The 15,752-nt window shown below is 55.1% G+C and carries 28 protein-coding genes; all 28 read right to left on the bottom strand.

Annotated elements, in window-relative coordinates:
• Positions 1–12 precede the first annotated feature (12 nt).
• On the bottom strand, positions 13–633 hold the full coding sequence (gene rpsD, locus ACMTA2_RS29405; RefSeq protein WP_003176404.1) for a 30S ribosomal protein S4: 621 nt from the start codon (positions 631–633) through the stop codon (positions 13–15).
• An 18-nt stretch (positions 634–651) separates the two neighbouring features.
• A complete protein-coding gene (gene rpsK, locus ACMTA2_RS29410; protein ID WP_002555466.1) occupies positions 652–1,041 on the bottom strand; it encodes a 30S ribosomal protein S11 in 390 nt (129 codons plus the stop codon).
• A gap of 30 nt (positions 1,042–1,071) precedes the next feature.
• On the bottom strand, positions 1,072–1,428 hold the full coding sequence (rpsM, locus tag ACMTA2_RS29415; RefSeq protein WP_003194635.1) for a 30S ribosomal protein S13: 357 nt from the start codon (positions 1,426–1,428) through the stop codon (positions 1,072–1,074).
• A gap of 130 nt (positions 1,429–1,558) precedes the next feature.
• On the bottom strand, positions 1,559–1,675 hold the full coding sequence (gene rpmJ / locus ACMTA2_RS29420; protein WP_002555468.1) for a 50S ribosomal protein L36: 117 nt from the start codon (positions 1,673–1,675) through the stop codon (positions 1,559–1,561).
• Positions 1,676–1,705: 30 nt separating this feature from the next.
• Positions 1,706–3,034 carry a preprotein translocase subunit SecY gene (gene secY, locus ACMTA2_RS29425; protein ID WP_018612224.1) on the bottom strand — a complete coding sequence of 443 codons (1,329 nt, stop codon included), beginning with the start codon at positions 3,032–3,034 and terminating at the stop codon, positions 1,706–1,708.
• Positions 3,035–3,472, bottom strand: a complete 438-nt coding sequence (gene rplO / locus ACMTA2_RS29430; RefSeq protein WP_003186032.1) for a 50S ribosomal protein L15 — start codon at positions 3,470–3,472, stop codon at positions 3,035–3,037. It abuts the gene before it with no gap.
• 3 nt (positions 3,473–3,475) lie between these two features.
• Positions 3,476–3,652 (bottom strand): 50S ribosomal protein L30, encoded by a 177-nt coding sequence (gene rpmD, locus ACMTA2_RS29435; RefSeq protein WP_003186033.1) that lies wholly within the window; start codon positions 3,650–3,652, stop codon positions 3,476–3,478.
• 2 nt (positions 3,653–3,654) lie between these two features.
• Positions 3,655–4,155, bottom strand: coding sequence for a 30S ribosomal protein S5 (gene rpsE, locus ACMTA2_RS29440; protein WP_003186035.1), 501 nt, complete (start codon positions 4,153–4,155; stop codon positions 3,655–3,657).
• 3 nt (positions 4,156–4,158) lie between these two features.
• Entirely contained in the window at positions 4,159–4,509 is a 351-nt protein-coding gene (gene rplR, locus ACMTA2_RS29445; RefSeq protein ID WP_003186037.1) for a 50S ribosomal protein L18, read from the bottom strand.
• 10 nt (positions 4,510–4,519) lie between these two features.
• Positions 4,520–5,053, bottom strand: coding sequence for a 50S ribosomal protein L6 (gene rplF, locus ACMTA2_RS29450; RefSeq protein WP_053125864.1), 534 nt, complete (start codon positions 5,051–5,053; stop codon positions 4,520–4,522).
• Positions 5,054–5,065: 12 nt separating this feature from the next.
• Positions 5,066–5,458 (bottom strand): 30S ribosomal protein S8, encoded by a 393-nt coding sequence (gene rpsH, locus ACMTA2_RS29455; RefSeq protein ID WP_017848802.1) that lies wholly within the window; start codon positions 5,456–5,458, stop codon positions 5,066–5,068.
• Positions 5,459–5,668: 210 nt separating this feature from the next.
• Entirely contained in the window at positions 5,669–5,974 is a 306-nt protein-coding gene (gene rpsN / locus ACMTA2_RS29460) for a 30S ribosomal protein S14 (RefSeq protein ID WP_003186042.1), read from the bottom strand.
• 13 nt (positions 5,975–5,987) lie between these two features.
• The gene (rplE, locus tag ACMTA2_RS29465; protein ID WP_003186044.1) at positions 5,988–6,527 is read right to left on the bottom strand and encodes a 50S ribosomal protein L5; all 540 of its coding nucleotides are present in this window, start codon (positions 6,525–6,527) and stop codon (positions 5,988–5,990) included.
• A 20-nt stretch (positions 6,528–6,547) separates the two neighbouring features.
• On the bottom strand, positions 6,548–6,862 hold the full coding sequence (gene rplX, locus ACMTA2_RS29470; protein ID WP_003186046.1) for a 50S ribosomal protein L24: 315 nt from the start codon (positions 6,860–6,862) through the stop codon (positions 6,548–6,550).
• 11 nt (positions 6,863–6,873) lie between these two features.
• Positions 6,874–7,242: a 50S ribosomal protein L14 gene (gene rplN, locus ACMTA2_RS29475; protein WP_002555479.1), complete on the bottom strand. Its 369-nt coding sequence runs from the start codon at positions 7,240–7,242 to the stop codon at positions 6,874–6,876.
• Positions 7,243–7,265: 23 nt separating this feature from the next.
• Positions 7,266–7,532 carry a 30S ribosomal protein S17 gene (rpsQ, locus tag ACMTA2_RS29480; RefSeq protein ID WP_003194644.1) on the bottom strand — a complete coding sequence of 89 codons (267 nt, stop codon included), beginning with the start codon at positions 7,530–7,532 and terminating at the stop codon, positions 7,266–7,268.
• 2 nt (positions 7,533–7,534) lie between these two features.
• On the bottom strand, positions 7,535–7,726 hold the full coding sequence (rpmC, locus tag ACMTA2_RS29485; RefSeq protein WP_002555481.1) for a 50S ribosomal protein L29: 192 nt from the start codon (positions 7,724–7,726) through the stop codon (positions 7,535–7,537).
• Positions 7,726–8,139: a 50S ribosomal protein L16 gene (gene rplP / locus ACMTA2_RS29490; protein WP_003186052.1), complete on the bottom strand. Its 414-nt coding sequence runs from the start codon at positions 8,137–8,139 to the stop codon at positions 7,726–7,728. The genes rpmC and rplP overlap by 1 nt, the downstream gene beginning before the upstream one ends.
• A 12-nt stretch (positions 8,140–8,151) precedes the next feature.
• A complete protein-coding gene (gene rpsC, locus ACMTA2_RS29495) occupies positions 8,152–8,838 on the bottom strand; it encodes a 30S ribosomal protein S3 (protein ID WP_003176422.1) in 687 nt (228 codons plus the stop codon).
• A gap of 13 nt (positions 8,839–8,851) precedes the next feature.
• A complete protein-coding gene (rplV, locus tag ACMTA2_RS29500) occupies positions 8,852–9,184 on the bottom strand; it encodes a 50S ribosomal protein L22 (RefSeq protein WP_003103908.1) in 333 nt (110 codons plus the stop codon).
• 11 nt (positions 9,185–9,195) lie between these two features.
• Positions 9,196–9,471 (bottom strand): 30S ribosomal protein S19, encoded by a 276-nt coding sequence (gene rpsS / locus ACMTA2_RS29505; RefSeq protein WP_002555486.1) that lies wholly within the window; start codon positions 9,469–9,471, stop codon positions 9,196–9,198.
• A 16-nt stretch (positions 9,472–9,487) separates the two neighbouring features.
• Positions 9,488–10,312, bottom strand: coding sequence for a 50S ribosomal protein L2 (gene rplB, locus ACMTA2_RS29510; RefSeq protein ID WP_003186055.1), 825 nt, complete (start codon positions 10,310–10,312; stop codon positions 9,488–9,490).
• A 14-nt stretch (positions 10,313–10,326) separates the two neighbouring features.
• Entirely contained in the window at positions 10,327–10,626 is a 300-nt protein-coding gene (gene rplW / locus ACMTA2_RS29515) for a 50S ribosomal protein L23 (RefSeq protein ID WP_002555488.1), read from the bottom strand.
• Positions 10,623–11,225 (bottom strand): 50S ribosomal protein L4, encoded by a 603-nt coding sequence (gene rplD / locus ACMTA2_RS29520; protein ID WP_003186057.1) that lies wholly within the window; start codon positions 11,223–11,225, stop codon positions 10,623–10,625. Before rplD ends, rplW begins: the two co-directional genes overlap by 4 nt.
• 12 nt (positions 11,226–11,237) lie before the next feature.
• Positions 11,238–11,873 (bottom strand): 50S ribosomal protein L3, encoded by a 636-nt coding sequence (gene rplC, locus ACMTA2_RS29525; RefSeq protein ID WP_003186059.1) that lies wholly within the window; start codon positions 11,871–11,873, stop codon positions 11,238–11,240.
• 80 nt (positions 11,874–11,953) lie between these two features.
• Positions 11,954–12,265 carry a 30S ribosomal protein S10 gene (gene rpsJ, locus ACMTA2_RS29530; RefSeq protein WP_003186070.1) on the bottom strand — a complete coding sequence of 104 codons (312 nt, stop codon included), beginning with the start codon at positions 12,263–12,265 and terminating at the stop codon, positions 11,954–11,956.
• Positions 12,266–12,421: 156 nt separating this feature from the next.
• Complete coding sequence (tuf, locus tag ACMTA2_RS29535; RefSeq protein ID WP_003186103.1) at positions 12,422–13,615, bottom strand: elongation factor Tu; 1,194 nt, start codon at positions 13,613–13,615, stop codon at positions 12,422–12,424.
• A 31-nt stretch (positions 13,616–13,646) separates the two neighbouring features.
• Positions 13,647–15,752 carry an elongation factor G gene (fusA, locus tag ACMTA2_RS29540; protein ID WP_413792893.1) on the bottom strand — a complete coding sequence of 702 codons (2,106 nt, stop codon included), beginning with the start codon at positions 15,750–15,752 and terminating at the stop codon, positions 13,647–13,649.

Raw genomic sequence — 15,752 nt, forward strand, 5'->3', positions numbered from 1 at the left:
ATTTTCTAGCCCTTACTTGGAGTAGAGCTCGACAATCAGGCTTTCGTTGATGTCGGCGGACAGATCACTGCGAGCAGGAACGTTCTTGAAAACGCCCGACTTCTTCTCAGTGTCTACTTCTACCCATTCTACGCGGCCACGTTGGGCACACAGATCGAGAGCTTGGACAATGCGAAGTTGGTTCTTTGCTTTCTCGCGAACAGCAACCACGTCACCAGCACGAACCTGGTAGGACGGAACGTTTACGGTCTGACCGTTAACGCTGATCGACTTGTGCGATACCAGCTGACGGGATTCGGCACGAGTAGAACCGAAACCCATACGGTATACAACGTTGTCCAGACGGCATTCGAGCAGTTGCAACAGGTTTTCGCCGGTTGCGCCTTTCTTGCCAGCTGCTTCTTTGTAGTAGCCGCTGAATTGACGCTCGAGAACGCCGTAGATACGACGGACCTTCTGCTTTTCACGCAGTTGGGTGCCGTAGTCGGACTGGCGACCGCGGCGTTGGCCGTGGATACCAGGTGCTGCTTCAATGTTGCACTTCGATTCGATCGCGCGCACGCCGCTCTTCAGAAAAAGATCGGTGCCTTCGCGACGAGCGAGTTTGCATTTTGGACCAATGTAACGAGCCATTCTTTACAATCTCCTGGATTACACGCGGCGCTTCTTCGGCGGACGGCACCCGTTGTGCGGGATTGGCGTCACGTCGGTGATGCTGGCGATCTTGTAGCCACAGCCGTTCAAAGCACGGACTGCAGATTCACGACCTGGACCTGGACCCTTGACGTTGACGTCGAGGTTTTTCAGGCCGTATTCCAGCGCAGCTTGACCAGCACGCTCAGCAGCTACTTGAGCCGCGAACGGGGTGGACTTGCGGGAACCGCGGAAACCCGAACCACCGGAGGTAGCCCAAGAAAGAGCGTTACCTTGACGGTCGGTAATGGTCACGATGGTGTTGTTAAAAGAAGCATGGATGTGGGCGATGCCATCAACCACTGTCTTTTTAACTTTTTTACGAGGACGAGCAGCAGGTTTTGCCATGATTAAATTCCTGTCGATTCGCTGGGGCGATTACTTGCGGATCGGCTTACGCGGACCTTTACGGGTACGCGCGTTGGTCTTGGTACGCTGACCGCGTACTGGCAGACCACGACGATGACGCAGACCGCGATAGCAACCGAGGTCCATCAAGCGCTTGATTTTCATGTTGATTTCGCGACGCAGGTCACCTTCAGTGGTGAACTTCGCCACTTCGCCACGCAGCTGTTCAATTTGCTCGTCGCTCAGATCTTTGATCTTTGCCGCTGGGTTGACCCCAGCCACTGCACAAATTTTCTGTGCAGTAGTGCGACCAACACCATAGATGTAGGTCAGCGAGATAACAGTATGCTTGTTATCTGGAATGTTGACGCCTGCAATACGGGCCATTCAGTGGGACTCCAATTGACAGCTACCTACGCCCCGGAAGCCAAGAAATAGGGCGCGAGATAATATCGCTGTAATAACAAATAATCAACCCGGCAGCGCACTAGCTGCCGGGCTTAAAGCACAATCACACTCAGCCTTGGCGCTGTTTGTGACGCGGTTCCGCGCTGCAAATTACCCGAACAACACCTTCGCGGCGAATAATCTTGCAGTTACGGCACAGCTTTTTCACCGATGCACGAACTTTCATCACCAACTCCTCGAACCTTATGGACGCTACTCAGCGCAACATGCCGCTGCCGTAGCCCTTCAGGTTGGCTTTCTTCATCAGGGATTCGTACTGGTGCGAAACGAGGTGCGATTGTACTTGGGACATGAAGTCCATCACAACCACGACCACGATCAGCAACGAGGTCCCGCCAAGGTAGAACGGTACGTTTGCCGCAACCACCAGGAACTGGGGAAGCAAGCAGACGGCCGTCATGTAAAGAGCACCGAACAAGGTCAAACGAGTCAGAACGCCATCAATGTAGCGCGCCGACTGCTCACCTGGACGGATGCCCGGAATAAAGGCACCGGACTTCTTCAGGTTTTCCGCTACGTCTTTCGGATTGAACATCAACGCCGTATAGAAGAAGCAGAAGAAAATAATCCCTGCACTAAACAGCAGAATATTCAACGGCTGACCAGGAGCGATCGACTGCGAGATGTCCTGCAACCAGCCCATACCTTCAGACTGGCCGAACCAGGCACCCAACGAAGCCGGGAACAGCAAGATGCTGCTCGCGAAAATAGCCGGGATAACACCGGCCATGTTCACCTTCAACGGCAAGTGGCTGGTCTGCGCAGCAAACACCTTGCGGCCCTGCTGACGCTTGGCGTAGTGAACAGCAATACGACGCTGGCCACGCTCAATGAACACCACGAAACCGATAATCGCTACTGCCAGCAAACCGATGGCAACCAGGGCAAAGATGTTGATATCACCCTGACGCGCAGACTCGAAAGACTGCCCGATCGCTCTCGGAAGACCGGCGACGATACCTGCGAAGATCAACATCGAGATACCGTTGCCAACACCACGCTCAGTAATCTGCTCACCCAGCCACATCATGAACATCGCACCCGCCACAAAAGTGGTTACCGCGACGAAATGGAAGCCAAAGTCACCAGTGAACGCTACGCCCTGCCCCGCCAGGCCGATGGACATGCCAACAGCCTGAACGAGAGCGAGGACGACAGTGAGGTAGCGGGTGTACTGGCTGATCTTGCGACGGCCAGCTTCACCTTCCTTCTTCAACTGCTCCAGCTGCGGGCTGACGGCAGACATCAGTTGCATGATGATCGATGCCGAGATGTACGGCATGATCCCCAATGCAAAGATGCTCATCCGCTCCAGCGCGCCGCCGGAAAACATGTTGAACAAGCTAAGAATGGTCCCCTCATTCTGTCGAAACAGGTCCGCGAGTCGGTCCGGGTTGATACCTGGAACCGGGATGTGTGCGCCTATTCGGTAGACGATAATCGCCAGGAACAGAAAACGCAGACGAGCCCAGAGTTCAGACATACCGCCTTTGCCGAGCGCAGAGAGAGCACCTTGCTTAGCCATTTATTCCTCGAACTTGCCGCCAGCTGCTTCGATAGCCGCACGCGCACCTTTGGTGGCGCCGATTCCCTTTCCGATGGTGACAGCACGAGCAACTTCGCCCGACAGCATGATTTTCACACGCTGAACGTTCTGGTTGATCACGTTGGCATCCTTCAGGGACTGCACGGTGACGATGTCGCCGTCCACTTTGGCCAGCTCGGACAGACGCACTTCAGCGCGGTCCATGGCTTTCAGGGAAACGAAACCGAACTTCGGCAGGCGACGATGCAGCGGCTGTTGACCGCCTTCAAAGCCTGGAGCAATGGTGCCACCGGAGCGGGAGGTCTGACCTTTGTGGCCACGGCCACCGGTCTTGCCCAAACCACTACCGATACCACGGCCCGGACGATGCTTTTCGCGACGGGAACCCGGCGCTGGACTCAGATCATTGAGTTTCATCGATTAACCCTCGACACGCAGCATGTAGTAAGCCTTGTTGATCATCCCGCGATTCTCGGGAGTATCCAGGACTTCTACAGTGTGACCGATGCGACGCAGACCCAGACCCTTAACGCACAGTTTGTGGTTAGGGATGCGGCCGGTCATGCTTTTGATCAGCGTAACTTTTACGGTAGCCATGATCAGAAGATCTCCTTGACGCTTTTGCCACGCTTGGCGGCAATGGATTCAGGAGACTGCATTGCTTTCAAACCCTTGAAAGTGGCGTGAACCACGTTTACTGGGTTAGTCGAGCCGTAGCACTTGGCCAGAACGTTCTGAACGCCAGCAACTTCGAGGACAGCACGCATAGCGCCGCCAGCGATGATACCGGTACCTTCAGAAGCAGGCTGCATGTACACCTTCGAAGCGCCATGGGCGGACTTCATTGCGTACTGCAGAGTGGTGCCGTTCAGATCAACCTGGATCATGTTGCGGCGAGCAGCTTCCATTGCCTTCTGGATCGCAGCAGGCACTTCACGCGACTTGCCACGGCCGAAGCCAACACGGCCTTTACCATCACCCACTACGGTCAACGCAGTGAAAGTGAAGATACGGCCGCCTTTAACGGTTTTGGCTACGCGGTTAACTTGAACCAGCTTCTCGATGTAGCCTTCGTCGCGCTTTTGGTCGTTATTTGACATAACTTAGAACTCCAGCCCAGCTTCACGAGCAGCATCAGCCAGCGCCTTGACGCGGCCGTGGTACTTGAAGCCAGAGCGGTCGAAAGCCACCTGCGAGACGCCAGCGGCTTTAGCACGCGTAGCGACCAGCTGGCCAACCTTAGTGGCCGCGTCGATGTTGCCAGTGGCGCCATCACGCAGTTCTTTATCCAAAGTCGAGGCACTTGCCAGGACTTTGTTGCCGTCGGCCGAAATGACCTGGGCGTAGATGTGCTGCGACGAGCGGAACACGCAGAGACGCACGACTTCGAGTTCGTGCATTTTCAGGCGTGCTTTGCGAGCGCGACGCAGTCGAGTAACTTTTTTGTCGGTCATTTGCTATGCCCTACTTCTTCTTGGCTTCTTTACGACGGACGACTTCGTCCGCGTAGCGCACACCTTTGCCTTTGTACGGCTCTGGTGGACGGAAGTCGCGGATCTCGGCGGCCACTTGACCTACCAGCTGCTTGTCGATGCCCCGGATCAGGATATCGGTCTGGCTAGGAGTCTCAGCGGTGATGCCTTCCGGCAGTTCATAATCCACTGGGTGCGAGAAGCCAAGAGCCAGGTTCAGCACTGTGCCTTTTGCTTGCGCTTTGTAACCAACACCGACCAGCTGGAGCTTGCGCTCGAAGCCTTGGCTTACGCCTTGGACCATGTTGTTTACCAACGCACGAGTGGTACCAGCCATTGCGCGAGTCTGTTGATCGCCATTGCGAGCAGCGAAACGCAGCTCACCAGCTTCTTCAACGATCTCAACGGACGAATGGATGTTCAGTTGCAGAGTGCCCTTGGCACCCTTCACCGAAAGCTGTTGACCTGCGAATTTGACTTCGACACCGGCTGGCAGCTTAACGGGGTTCTTAGCGACGCGTGACATGCTTATCCCCCCTTAGAACACAGTGCAAAGAACTTCGCCGCCGACACCGGCAGCGCGCGCAGCACGATCCGTCATCACACCTTTGTTGGTGGAGACGATAGACACGCCCAGGCCGCCACGAACTTTTGGCAGATCCTCGACGGACTTGTACTGACGCAGGCCAGGACGGCTAACGCGCTTCACTTCCTCGATGACCGGACGGCCTTCGAAGTACTTCAGCTCGATGGACAGCAGTGGCTTGATTTCGCTGCTGATCTGATAACCCGCAATGTAACCTTCGTCCTTCAGGACTTTGGCAACAGCTACCTTCAAAGTAGAAGATGGCATGCTTACGACGGACTTTTCAGCCATCTGGGCATTACGGATACGAGTTAGCATGTCCGCTAACGGGTCCTGCATACTCATGGGCTAGACGCTCCTAATACACAAAAAATTAGCCTTTCGGCTAGTACGTGTCGCCGAGCGCATCCGTGCAATAAAAACACGGGCTCAGGCGAGCCGGGTATTCTAGACACACCCCACAAATGAATCAAGCCCCAAAAGGGGCTTGATTCAAGTTCAAGGTCACCGACGGTCAGGATCTTGCGAGCCCGACCGCCGCGACATTGACAGTGCTTACCAGCTGGCTTTAACCAGACCTGGAACGTCACCACGCATTGCAGCTTGACGCAGCATGTTACGGCCAAGGCCGAACTTGCGGTACACGCCGTGCGGACGACCAGTCAGGCGGCAGCGGTTACGCATGCGCGAGGCGCTTGCGTCACGTGGCTGCTTCTGCAGGGCTACGGTAGCTTCCCAACGCGCTTCTGGACTTGCGTTCAGATCAACGATGATCGCTTTCAGCGCTGCACGCTTGGTGGCGTACTTGGCAACGGTGAGCTGACGCTTCAACTCACGGTTCTTCATGCTCTTCTTGGCCATTTTCCTACTCCAATCAGTTGCGGAACGGGAATTTGAAAGCGCGCAGCAGTGCGCGACCTTCGTCATCCGTCCGAGCAGTGGTGGTCAGGGTAATGTCCAGACCGCGGAGAGCGTCGATCTTGTCGTAATCGATTTCCGGGAAAATGATCTGCTCTTTAACGCCCATGCTGTAGTTGCCACGACCATCGAAGGACTTAGCATTCAGGCCGCGGAAGTCGCGAACCCGAGGCAGGGAGATCGACAGCAGACGATCCAGGAACTCGTACATACGCTCACGGCGCAGGGTCACCTTGACGCCAATCGGCCAACCTTCACGGACTTTAAAGCCAGCGATGGATTTCCGAGCGTAAGTCACGACAACTTTCTGACCGGTGATCTTTTCCAGGTCAGCAACAGCGTGCTCGATGACTTTTTTGTCGCCGATCGCTTCGCCCAGACCCATGTTCAGGGTGATTTTGGTAACGCGCGGAACTTCCATCACGTTCGAAAGCTTAAGTTCTTCCTTAAGTTTCGGTGCGATTTCCTTCCGGTAAATCTCTTTTAGTCGTGCCATGGTCTTCTACCTAGCAGTGTTCAAGCATCAACCGCTTTTTGGGTCGACTTGAAGACACGAATTTTCTTACCGTCTTCTACTTTGAAACCAACGCGGTCAGCCTTGTTGGTTTCGCCGTTGAAGATGGCGACGTTGGAAGCGTGCAATGGCGCTTCTTTCTCGACGATACCGCCCTGTACGCCCGACATCGGGTTAGGCTTGGTATGGCGCTTGACCAGGTTCAGACCACCAACAACCAGACGGTTATCAGCAAGAACCTTCAGCACCTTACCGCGCTTACCTTTGTCTTTGCCGGCGATCACGATGATCTCGTCGTCACGACGAATCTTTTGCATGTCGGATCTCCTTACAGCACTTCTGGGGCGAGCGAGACGATCTTCATGAACTTCTCAGTACGAAGTTCACGGGTCACTGGCCCAAAGATACGGGTGCCGATCGGCTCTTGCTTGTTGTTCAACAGAACAGCAGCGTTGCCATCAAAGCGGATGATGGAGCCGTCAGCGCGACGGACGCCATGGCGAGTGCGGACTACGACAGCAGTCATCACTTGGCCTTTCTTCACCTTGCCGCGAGGAATTGCTTCCTTGACGGTCACTTTGATGATGTCACCGATACCAGCGTAACGACGATGGGAGCCACCCAGCACCTTGATGCACATAACACGGCGAGCGCCGCTGTTATCGGCCACATCGAGCATGGATTGAGTCTGAATCATATAATTTCTCCGACCCCTAGCCCTTAGACTTCCACAGCGCGTTCGAGAACATCAACCAGTGCCCAAGACTTGGTCTTGGCCATCGGACGAGTTTCACGAATAGTGACTTTGTCGCCGATGTGGCACTGATTGGTTTCGTCGTGCGCGTGCAGCTTAGTCGAACGCTTAACGTATTTACCGTAGATCGGGTGCTTAACGCGACGCTCGATCAGAACGGTGATGGTTTTGTCCATCTTGTCGCTGACAACACGGCCAGTCAGCGTACGGACAGTTTTTTCGGCTTCAGCCATGATTACTTACCTGCCTGCTGGTTGAGCACAGTTTTCACGCGAGCGATGTCACGCTTAACTTGCGAGAGCAGATGAGACTGCCCCAACTGGCCAGTTGCTTTCTGCATACGCAGATTGAACTGGTCGCGCAGCAGGCCGAGCAGTTGCTCGTTCAGCTGCTGTGCTGATTTTTCACGAAGTTCATTCGCTTTCATCACATCACCGTCCGCTTAACAAAGGAGGTGGCGAGCGGCAGCTTTGCAGCAGCCAGGGCGAAAGCCTCACGCGCCAGCTCTTCAGAAACACCCTCGATTTCATACAGGACTTTGCCTGGCTGAATCTGGGCAACCCAGTACTCCACGTTACCCTTACCTTTACCCATCCGAACTTCGAGTGGCTTCTTGGTGACAGGCTTGTCCGGGAATACACGGATCCAGATCTTGCCGCCACGTTTTACGTGACGGGTCAGAGCACGACGCGCTGACTCGATCTGACGAGCGGTGAGACGACCACGAGCAACAGACTTCAGCGCGAACTCGCCGAAGCTGACTTTGCTACCGCGCAATGCCAGGCCACGGTTGTGACCGGTCATTTGCTTGCGGAACTTCGTACGCTTTGGTTGCAACATTTGGCGTACCCCTTACTTAGCAGCTTTTTTACGAGGCGCTGGTGCTTGTGGCTTCAGTTCTTCTTGGCGACCACCAATTACTTCGCCTTTGAAGATCCAAACCTTTACACCGATCACACCGTAGGTGGTGTGAGCTTCGTAGTTGGCATAGTCGATGTCGGCACGCAGGGTGTGCAGTGGCACACGACCTTCGCGATACCATTCAGTACGTGCGATTTCAGCACCGCCGAGACGACCGCTCACTTGGATTTTGATGCCTTTGGCACCAATGCGCATGGCGTTCTGTACAGCGCGCTTCATAGCGCGACGGAACATTACGCGACGCTCCAGCTGCTGAGCTACGCTCTGCGCAACCAGCATACCGTCGAGTTCCGGCTTGCGGATCTCTTCGATATTGATGTGCACAGGCACACCCATTTGCTTGGTCAGGTCCTGACGCAGTTTCTCAACATCTTCACCCTTCTTCCCGATAACGATACCTGGACGAGCGGTGTGGATGGTGATACGTGCAGTCTGAGCCGGACGATGGATATCGATACGGCTTACGGACGCGCTTTTTAGTTTGTCTTGGAGATACTCACGCACCTTCAGATCAGCGAACAAGTAGTCCGCATAAGTCCGACCGTCTGCGTACCAGACGGAGGTGTGCTCCTTGACGATTCCCAGGCGAATGCCAATGGGATGTACTTTCTGACCCATCTCTTCGACTCCGTTACTTGTCAGCAACCTTGACAGTGATATGGCAAGACCGCTTGACGATGCGATCAGCACGGCCTTTGGCACGTGGCATGATGCGCTTCAGCGAACGCCCTTCGTTGACGAAAACAGTGCTGACCTTCAGGTCATCAACGTCTGCGCCTTCGTTATGCTCGGCGTTGGCTACGGCCGACTCCAGCACTTTCTTCATGATCTCGGCGGCTTTCTTACTGCTGAAAGCCAACAGGTTGAGCGCTTCGCCCACCTTCTTCCCGCGGATCTGGTCGGCGACCAAGCGGGCTTTCTGGGCGGAGATTCGAGCGCCCGACAACTTAGCGGCTACTTCCATTTCCTTACCCCTTAACGCTTGGCTTTCTTGTCAGCCACGTGCCCACGGTATGTGCGGGTACCGGCGAACTCGCCCAGTTTGTGGCCGACCATGTCTTCGTTCACGAGAACTGGGACGTGCTGGCGACCGTTGTGTACTGCGATGGTCAGACCGACCATTTGTGGCAGGATCATCGAACGACGCGACCAGGTCTTAACTGGTTTGCGATCGTTCTTTTCCGCCGCCACTTCGATCTTCTTCAGTAGGTGAAGATCAATAAAAGGACCTTTTTTCAGAGAACGTGGCACTGTCGTATCCCTCTATTTACTTGCGACGACGGACGATCATTTTGTCGGTACGCTTATTACCACGAGTCTTCGCGCCCTTAGTCGGGAAGCCCCATGGCGATACCGGATGACGACCACCAGAGGTACGACCTTCACCACCACCATGTGGGTGGTCAACCGGGTTCATGGCAACACCACGAACGGTTGGGCGAACGCCACGCCAGCGCTTGGCACCAGCTTTACCCAACGAACGCAGGCTGTGCTCGGAGTTCGAGACTTCGCCCAGGGTCGCACGGCATTCAGCCAGCACTTTACGCATCTCACCAGAACGCAGACGCAGGGTCACGTAGACACCTTCACGAGCGATCAGCTGAGCCGAAGCACCAGCGGAACGAGCGATCTGCGCGCCTTTACCTGGCTTCAATTCGATGCCGTGTACGGTGCTACCAACTGGAATGTTACGCAGTTGCAGAGCGTTGCCCGGCTTGATCGGCGCCAGGGCACCTGCGATCAGCTGGTCGCCAGCACTCACGCCTTTTGGGGCGATGATGTAGCGACGCTCGCCATCTGCGTACAGCAGCAGAGCGATGTGAGCAGTACGGTTTGGATCGTATTCGATACGCTCGACGGTGGCAGCGATGCCATCCTTGTCGTTGCGACGGAAGTCGACCAGACGATAATGCTGCTTATGACCACCACCGATGTGACGAGTGGTAATACGGCCATTGTTGTTACGACCACCAGACTTCGATTTTTTCTCGAGCAGCGGTGCGTGAGGAGCGCCTTTATGCAGCTCCTGGTTGACCACCTTGACCACAAAACGGCGGCCAGGGGAAGTCGGTTTGCATTTAACGATTGCCATGATGCACCCCTTCCTTACTCAGCACTGCTGCTGAAATCGAGATCTTGGCCTGGCTGAAGGGAGATAACTGCCTTCTTCCAGTCATTACGCTTGCCCAGACCGCGAGCAGTGCGCTTGCTTTTACCCAGAACGTTCAGGGTAGTCACGCGCTCCACTTTCACGCTGAACAGGCTTTCGACGGCCTTCTTGATTTCCAGCTTGGTTGCGTCGGTAGCAACCTTGAAAACGAACTGGCCTTTCTTGTCTGCCAGAACCGTAGCCTTCTCGGAAACGTGCGGGCCAAGCAGAACTTTAAATACGCGTTCCTGGTTCATCCCAGCAGCTCCTCGAATTTCTTCACGGCCGACACGGTGATCAACACCTTGTCGTATGCGATCAGACTGACCGGATCGGAACCCTGCACGTCACGAACGTCGACGTGTGGCAGGTTGCGAGCAGCCAGGTACAGGTTCTGATCAACAGCGTCAGACACGATCAGGACGTCAGTCAGACCCATGCCGTTCAGCTTGTTCAGCAGATCTTTGGTTTTCGGTGCTTCAACAGCGAAGTCCTGAACCACGACCAGACGATCAGTACGCACCAGCTCAGCAAGGATGGAACGCATTGCTGCGCGATACATCTTCTTGTTCAGCTTCTGGGAGTGATCCTGAGGACGAGCTGCGAAAGTGGTACCGCCGCCACGCCAGATTGGGCTACGGATAGTACCGGCACGAGCACGGCCAGTACCTTTCTGACGCCATGGGCGCTTGCCGCCACCGGAAACGTCGGAACGGGTCTTTTGCTGCTTGCTACCTTGACGGCCGCCGGCCATGTAGGCCACGACTGCTTGGTGAACGAGCGTCTCGTTGAATTCGCCGCCAAATGTCAGTTCGGAAACTTCGATCGCTTGAGCGTCATTTACATTTAATTGCATGTCAGCTTCCCCTTAACCGCGAGCCTTGGCTGCTGGACGTACAACCAAGTTGCCGCCAGTAGCGCCAGGAACAGCGCCCTTGACCAACAACAGATTGCGTTCAGCGTCCACGCGCACTACTTCGAGGGACTGCACGGTCACGCGCTCAGCGCCCATATGACCGGACATTTTCTTGCCCTTGAATACACGACCAGGAGTCTGGCACTGGCCGATAGAGCCTGGAACGCGGTGGGATACGGAGTTACCGTGGGTGTTATCTTGCCCGCGGAAGTTCCAACGCTTGATCGTACCCTGGAAGCCTTTACCCTTGGACTGACCGGTTACATCAACCAGCTGACCAGCGGCAAAGATTTCAGCGTTGATCAGATCGCCGGCCTGGTACTCGCCTTCCTCAAGGCGGAATTCCATTACGGTACGACCAGCGGCAACGTTCGCCTTGGCGAAGTGGCCAGCCTGAGCTGCTGTTACACGCGAAGCACGACGCTCGCCGACAGTGACTTGCACTGCACGATAGCCATCGGTCTCTTCAGTTTTGAACTGGGTGACGCGATTCGGCTCGATCTCAATGACCGTGACCGGAATGGAGACACCTTCTTCGGTGAAAATACGGGTCATACCGCATTTACGACCGACTACACCAATAGTCATGTTGTAAACCTCATGAGTGTACGGGGCTTTCACCCGCTATGGCCGCCCATTTCAGAGCGTTACACGACTAAGACCGAGTCTTAGCCGAGGCTGATCTGCACTTCCACGCCGGCCGCAAGATCGAGCTTCATAAGTGCATCAACGGTTTTATCCGTTGGCTGGACGATGTCCAGAACGCGCTTATGAGTACGGATCTCGTACTGGTCACGCGCGTCTTTGTTGACGTGCGGGGAGACCAGAACGGTGAACCGCTCTTTACGGGTAGGCAGTGGAATTGGACCACGCACTTGAGCACCAGTACGTTTCGCGGTTTCCACGATTTCCTGGGTGGATTGGTCGATCAGGCGATGGTCAAAGGCCTTCAACCTGATACGGATTTGCTGATTTTGCATTGGATTTCAGACTCCGGCTGCTATTCCCACCGGGCGCAATACGCCCGTTAAAAGGAGGCGCAATTCTATAGACGCCCCTGATAGGTGTCAACTCAATAAAAAAGCCCCCGCTAGGCGGGGGCTTTTTCAACTCATCAAGCTGACTCTAAAAGAGACTTACTCGATGACTTTGGCTACGACGCCAGCGCCGACGGTACGACCGCCTTCACGGATAGCGAAACGCAGACCGTCTTCCATCGCGATGGTCTTGATCAGGGTAACAGTCATCTGAATGTTGTCACCTGGCATTACCATTTCAACGCCTTCTGGCAGCTCGCAGTTACCAGTCACGTCAGTTGTACGGAAGTAGAACTGTGGACGGTAGCCTTTGAAGAACGGAGTATGACGACCGCCTTCTTCCTTGCTCAGAACGTAAACTTCTGCGGTGAACTTGGTGTGCGGCTTGACGGTGCCTGGCTTGACCAGAACCTGGCCACGCTCAACGTCGTCACGCTTGGTGCCGCGCAGCAGAACGCCACAGTTCTCGCCAGCACGACCTTCGTCGAGCAGCTTGCGGAACATCTCAACGCCAGTGCAGGTAGTTTTCTGAGTGTCGCGCAGACCGACGATCTCAACTTCTTCCTGGATACGGACGATGCCACGCTCAACACGACCAGTCACAACAGTACCGCGACCGGAGATCGAGAATACGTCTTCGATTGGCATCAGGAACGGCTTGTCGATAGCACGCTCTGGCTCTGGGATGTAGCTGTCCAGAGTTTCCACCAGCTTCTTGACAGCAGTGGTGCCCATTTCGTTGTCGTCTTGGCCGTTCAGGGCCATCAGAGCCGAACCGATGATGATTGGAGTGTCATCACCTGGGAAGTCGTAAGTGCTCAGCAGGTCGCGCACTTCCATCTCAACCAGTTCCAGCAGCTCAGCGTCGTCAACCATGTCAGCCTTGTTCAGGAAGACAACGATGTACGGAACGCCTACCTGACGGGACAGCAGGATGTGCTCACGGGTTTGTGGCATCGGACCATCAGCGGCCGAGCAAACCAGGATCGCGCCGTCCATCTGGGCAGCACCGGTGATCATGTTTTTTACGTAGTCGGCGTGACCTGGGCAGTCAACGTGTGCGTAGTGACGCACGGCCGAATCGTATTCAACGTGAGCGGTGTTGATGGTGATACCGCGAGCTTTCTCTTCCGGGGCGCTGTCGATCTTGTCGAAGTCAACCTTGGCCGAACCGAAAACTTCGGAGCAGACGCGGGTCAGAGCAGCGGTCAGCGTGGTTTTACCGTGGTCAACGTGACCGATGGTGCCAACGTTGACGTGCGGTTTGTTCCGTTCAAATTTTTCTTTAGCCACGACAATTAACTCCTAGCTTAAAGGGGCTGAATCAGCCTTGCTTTTTGGTAACAGTCTCGACGATATGCGACGGAGCTGTATTGTATTTTTTGAATTCCATAGAGTAGCTTGCGCGACCCTGAGACATGGAACGAACGTCGGTTGCGTAACCGAACATTTCACCCAACGGGACCTCGGCACGAATGACCTTGCCGGAAACCGTATCTTCCATACCCAAAATCATGCCACGACGACGGTTAAGGTCGCCCATGACATCACCCATGTAGTCTTCAGGCGTAACGACTTCCACCGCCATGATCGGCTCGAGCAACTCACCACCGCCCTTCTGGGCCAGTTGCTTGGTTGCCATCGAAGCGGCCACCTTAAACGCCATCTCGTTGGAGTCGACGTCGTGGTAAGAACCATCGAACACGGTTGCCTTCAGGCCGATCAGCGGATAACCGGCAACAACGCCGTTCTTCATCTGCTCTTCGATACCCTTCTGGATCGCCGGGATGTATTCCTTAGGAACCACACCACCCACGACTTCGTTCACGAATTGCAGACCTTCCTGACCTTCATCAGCAGGAGCAAAACGGATCCAGCAGTGGCCGAACTGACCACGACCGCCGGACTGGCGAACGAACTTACCTTCGATTTCACAGTTCTTCGTGATGCGCTCACGATAGGAAACCTGAGGCTTACCGATGTTGGCTTCGACGTTGAACTCACGGCGCATCCGGTCAACCAGGATGTCCAGGTGCAACTCGCCCATGCCGGAGATGATCGTTTGACCAGTCTCTTCATCGGTCTTGACGCGGAAAGACGGGTCTTCCTGAGCAAGCTTGCCCAGAGCGATACCCATTTTTTCCTGGTCGTCCTTGGTCTTAGGCTCGACGGCAACCGAAATAACCGGCTCCGGGAAGTCCATGCGAACCAGGATGATTGGCTTGTCAGCGTTGCACAAGGTTTCACCGGTGGTGACGTCCTTCATGCCGATCAAGGCCGCGATGTCGCCAGCGCGCACTTCCTTGATTTCTTCACGGGCGTTTGCGTGCATCTGCACCATACGACCCACACGCTCTTTCTTGCCTTTTACCGAGTTGATCACGCCGTCGCCGGAGGCCAACACGCCCGAGTAAACGCGGACGAAGGTCAAGGTACCCACGAATGGGTCGGTAGCGATCTTGAACGCCAAAGCCGCGAACGGCTCATCGTCACTTGCGTGACGCTCCATTTCCTCTTCCTCGTTATCCGGGTTGGAACCCTTGATAGCAGGAATGTCGGTAGGAGCAGGCAGGAAGTCGATAACGGCGTCGAGAACCAGGGGAACACCCTTGTTCTTGAAAGAAGAACCGCAAACGGCCAGAACGATCTCACCAGCGATAGTACGCTGACGCAGAGCGGCCTTGATTTCCTCGTTGGTGAGCTCTTCACCTTCGAGGTACTTGTTCATCAGCTCTTCGCTGGCTTCGGCCGCAGCCTCGACCATGTTGCTGCGCCATTGCTCGGCTTCTTCCAACAGTTCAGCAGGAATGTCCTTGCGAACAGGGACCATGCCCTTGTCGGAATCGTTCCAGTAGACAGCTTGCATGTTGATCAGATCGATCTGACCCTGGAAGTTGTCTTCGGAACCGATAGCCAGCTGGATCGGCACCGGAGTGTGACCCAGACGCTGCTTGATCTGACCGATCACGCGCAGGAAGTTGGCACCGGCACGGTCCATCTTGTTTACGTAAACAAGACGTGGAACACCGTACTTGTTGGCTTGACGCCATACGGTTTCCGACTGAGGCTCAACACCCGAAGTACCACAGAACACAACGACAGCGCCGTCGAGTACACGCAGGGAACGCTCAACTTCGATGGTGAAGTCTACGTGGCCCGGGGTATCGATAACGTTGAAGCGGTGCTCGTGCGGGTACTGCTTCTCGGAACCTTTCCAGAAGGCGGTGATAGCAGCGGAAGTAATGGTAATACCACGCTCCTGCTCCTGCACCATCCAGTCTGTGGTCGCGGCGCCATCATGCACCTCGCCCATTTTGTGACTCTTGCCGGTGTAAAAAAGGACGCGCTCGGTGGTGGTGGTTTTACCAGCATCCACGTGAGCAACGATACCGATGTTACGGTAGCGGTTAATCGGTGTAGTACGAGCCAT

Origin of the sequence: Pseudomonas medicaginis (assembly GCF_965119365.1) — a bacterium.
Lineage (GTDB): Bacteria > Pseudomonadota > Gammaproteobacteria > Pseudomonadales > Pseudomonadaceae > Aquipseudomonas.

What these genes read in the sequence shown, in the direction of transcription:
- rplB (WP_003186055.1), bottom strand. Translation starts at nt 10,312, where the DNA reads ATGGCAATCGTTAAATGCAAACCGACTTCCCCTGGCCGCCGTTTTGTG.
- rpsH (WP_017848802.1), bottom strand. Translation starts at nt 5,458, where the DNA reads ATGAGTATGCAGGACCCGTTAGCGGACATGCTAACTCGTATCCGTAAT.
- rplO (WP_003186032.1), bottom strand. Translation starts at nt 3,472, where the DNA reads ATGAAACTCAATGATCTGAGTCCAGCGCCGGGTTCCCGTCGCGAAAAG.
- rpsQ (WP_003194644.1), bottom strand. Translation starts at nt 7,532, where the DNA reads ATGGCTGAAGCCGAAAAAACTGTCCGTACGCTGACTGGCCGTGTTGTC.
- rpsE (WP_003186035.1), bottom strand. Translation starts at nt 4,155, where the DNA reads ATGTCAAATAACGACCAAAAGCGCGACGAAGGCTACATCGAGAAGCTG.
- rplW (WP_002555488.1), bottom strand. Translation starts at nt 10,626, where the DNA reads ATGAACCAGGAACGCGTATTTAAAGTTCTGCTTGGCCCGCACGTTTCC.
- rplX (WP_003186046.1), bottom strand. Translation starts at nt 6,862, where the DNA reads ATGCAAAAGATTCGTCGTGACGACGAGATCATCGTGATCGCCGGCAAA.
- rpsD (WP_003176404.1), bottom strand. Translation starts at nt 633, where the DNA reads ATGGCTCGTTACATTGGTCCAAAATGCAAACTCGCTCGTCGCGAAGGC.
- rpsM (WP_003194635.1), bottom strand. Translation starts at nt 1,428, where the DNA reads ATGGCCCGTATTGCAGGCGTCAACATTCCAGATAACAAGCATACTGTT.
- rpsN (WP_003186042.1), bottom strand. Translation starts at nt 5,974, where the DNA reads ATGGCCAAGAAGAGCATGAAGAACCGTGAGTTGAAGCGTCAGCTCACC.
- rplE (WP_003186044.1), bottom strand. Translation starts at nt 6,527, where the DNA reads ATGGCACGACTAAAAGAGATTTACCGGAAGGAAATCGCACCGAAACTT.
- fusA (WP_413792893.1), bottom strand. Translation starts at nt 15,752, where the DNA reads ATGGCTCGTACTACACCGATTAACCGCTACCGTAACATCGGTATCGTT.
- rpsC (WP_003176422.1), bottom strand. Translation starts at nt 8,838, where the DNA reads ATGGGTCAGAAAGTACATCCCATTGGCATTCGCCTGGGAATCGTCAAG.
- rplN (WP_002555479.1), bottom strand. Translation starts at nt 7,242, where the DNA reads ATGATTCAGACTCAATCCATGCTCGATGTGGCCGATAACAGCGGCGCT.
- rplD (WP_003186057.1), bottom strand. Translation starts at nt 11,225, where the DNA reads ATGCAATTAAATGTAAATGACGCTCAAGCGATCGAAGTTTCCGAACTG.
- rplP (WP_003186052.1), bottom strand. Translation starts at nt 8,139, where the DNA reads ATGTTGCAACCAAAGCGTACGAAGTTCCGCAAGCAAATGACCGGTCAC.
- rplF (WP_053125864.1), bottom strand. Translation starts at nt 5,053, where the DNA reads ATGTCACGCGTCGCTAAGAACCCCGTTAAGCTGCCAGCCGGTGTCGAA.
- rplC (WP_003186059.1), bottom strand. Translation starts at nt 11,873, where the DNA reads ATGACTATTGGTGTAGTCGGTCGTAAATGCGGTATGACCCGTATTTTC.
- rplV (WP_003103908.1), bottom strand. Translation starts at nt 9,184, where the DNA reads ATGGAAGTAGCCGCTAAGTTGTCGGGCGCTCGAATCTCCGCCCAGAAA.
- rpmJ (WP_002555468.1), bottom strand. Translation starts at nt 1,675, where the DNA reads ATGAAAGTTCGTGCATCGGTGAAAAAGCTGTGCCGTAACTGCAAGATT.
- rpmD (WP_003186033.1), bottom strand. Translation starts at nt 3,652, where the DNA reads ATGGCTACCGTAAAAGTTACGCTGATCAAAAGCATGACCGGCCGCATC.
- rpmC (WP_002555481.1), bottom strand. Translation starts at nt 7,726, where the DNA reads ATGAAAGCGAATGAACTTCGTGAAAAATCAGCACAGCAGCTGAACGAG.
- rpsJ (WP_003186070.1), bottom strand. Translation starts at nt 12,265, where the DNA reads ATGCAAAATCAGCAAATCCGTATCAGGTTGAAGGCCTTTGACCATCGC.
- rplR (WP_003186037.1), bottom strand. Translation starts at nt 4,509, where the DNA reads ATGACCGACAAAAAAGTTACTCGACTGCGTCGCGCTCGCAAAGCACGC.
- rpsK (WP_002555466.1), bottom strand. Translation starts at nt 1,041, where the DNA reads ATGGCAAAACCTGCTGCTCGTCCTCGTAAAAAAGTTAAAAAGACAGTG.
- secY (WP_018612224.1), bottom strand. Translation starts at nt 3,034, where the DNA reads ATGGCTAAGCAAGGTGCTCTCTCTGCGCTCGGCAAAGGCGGTATGTCT.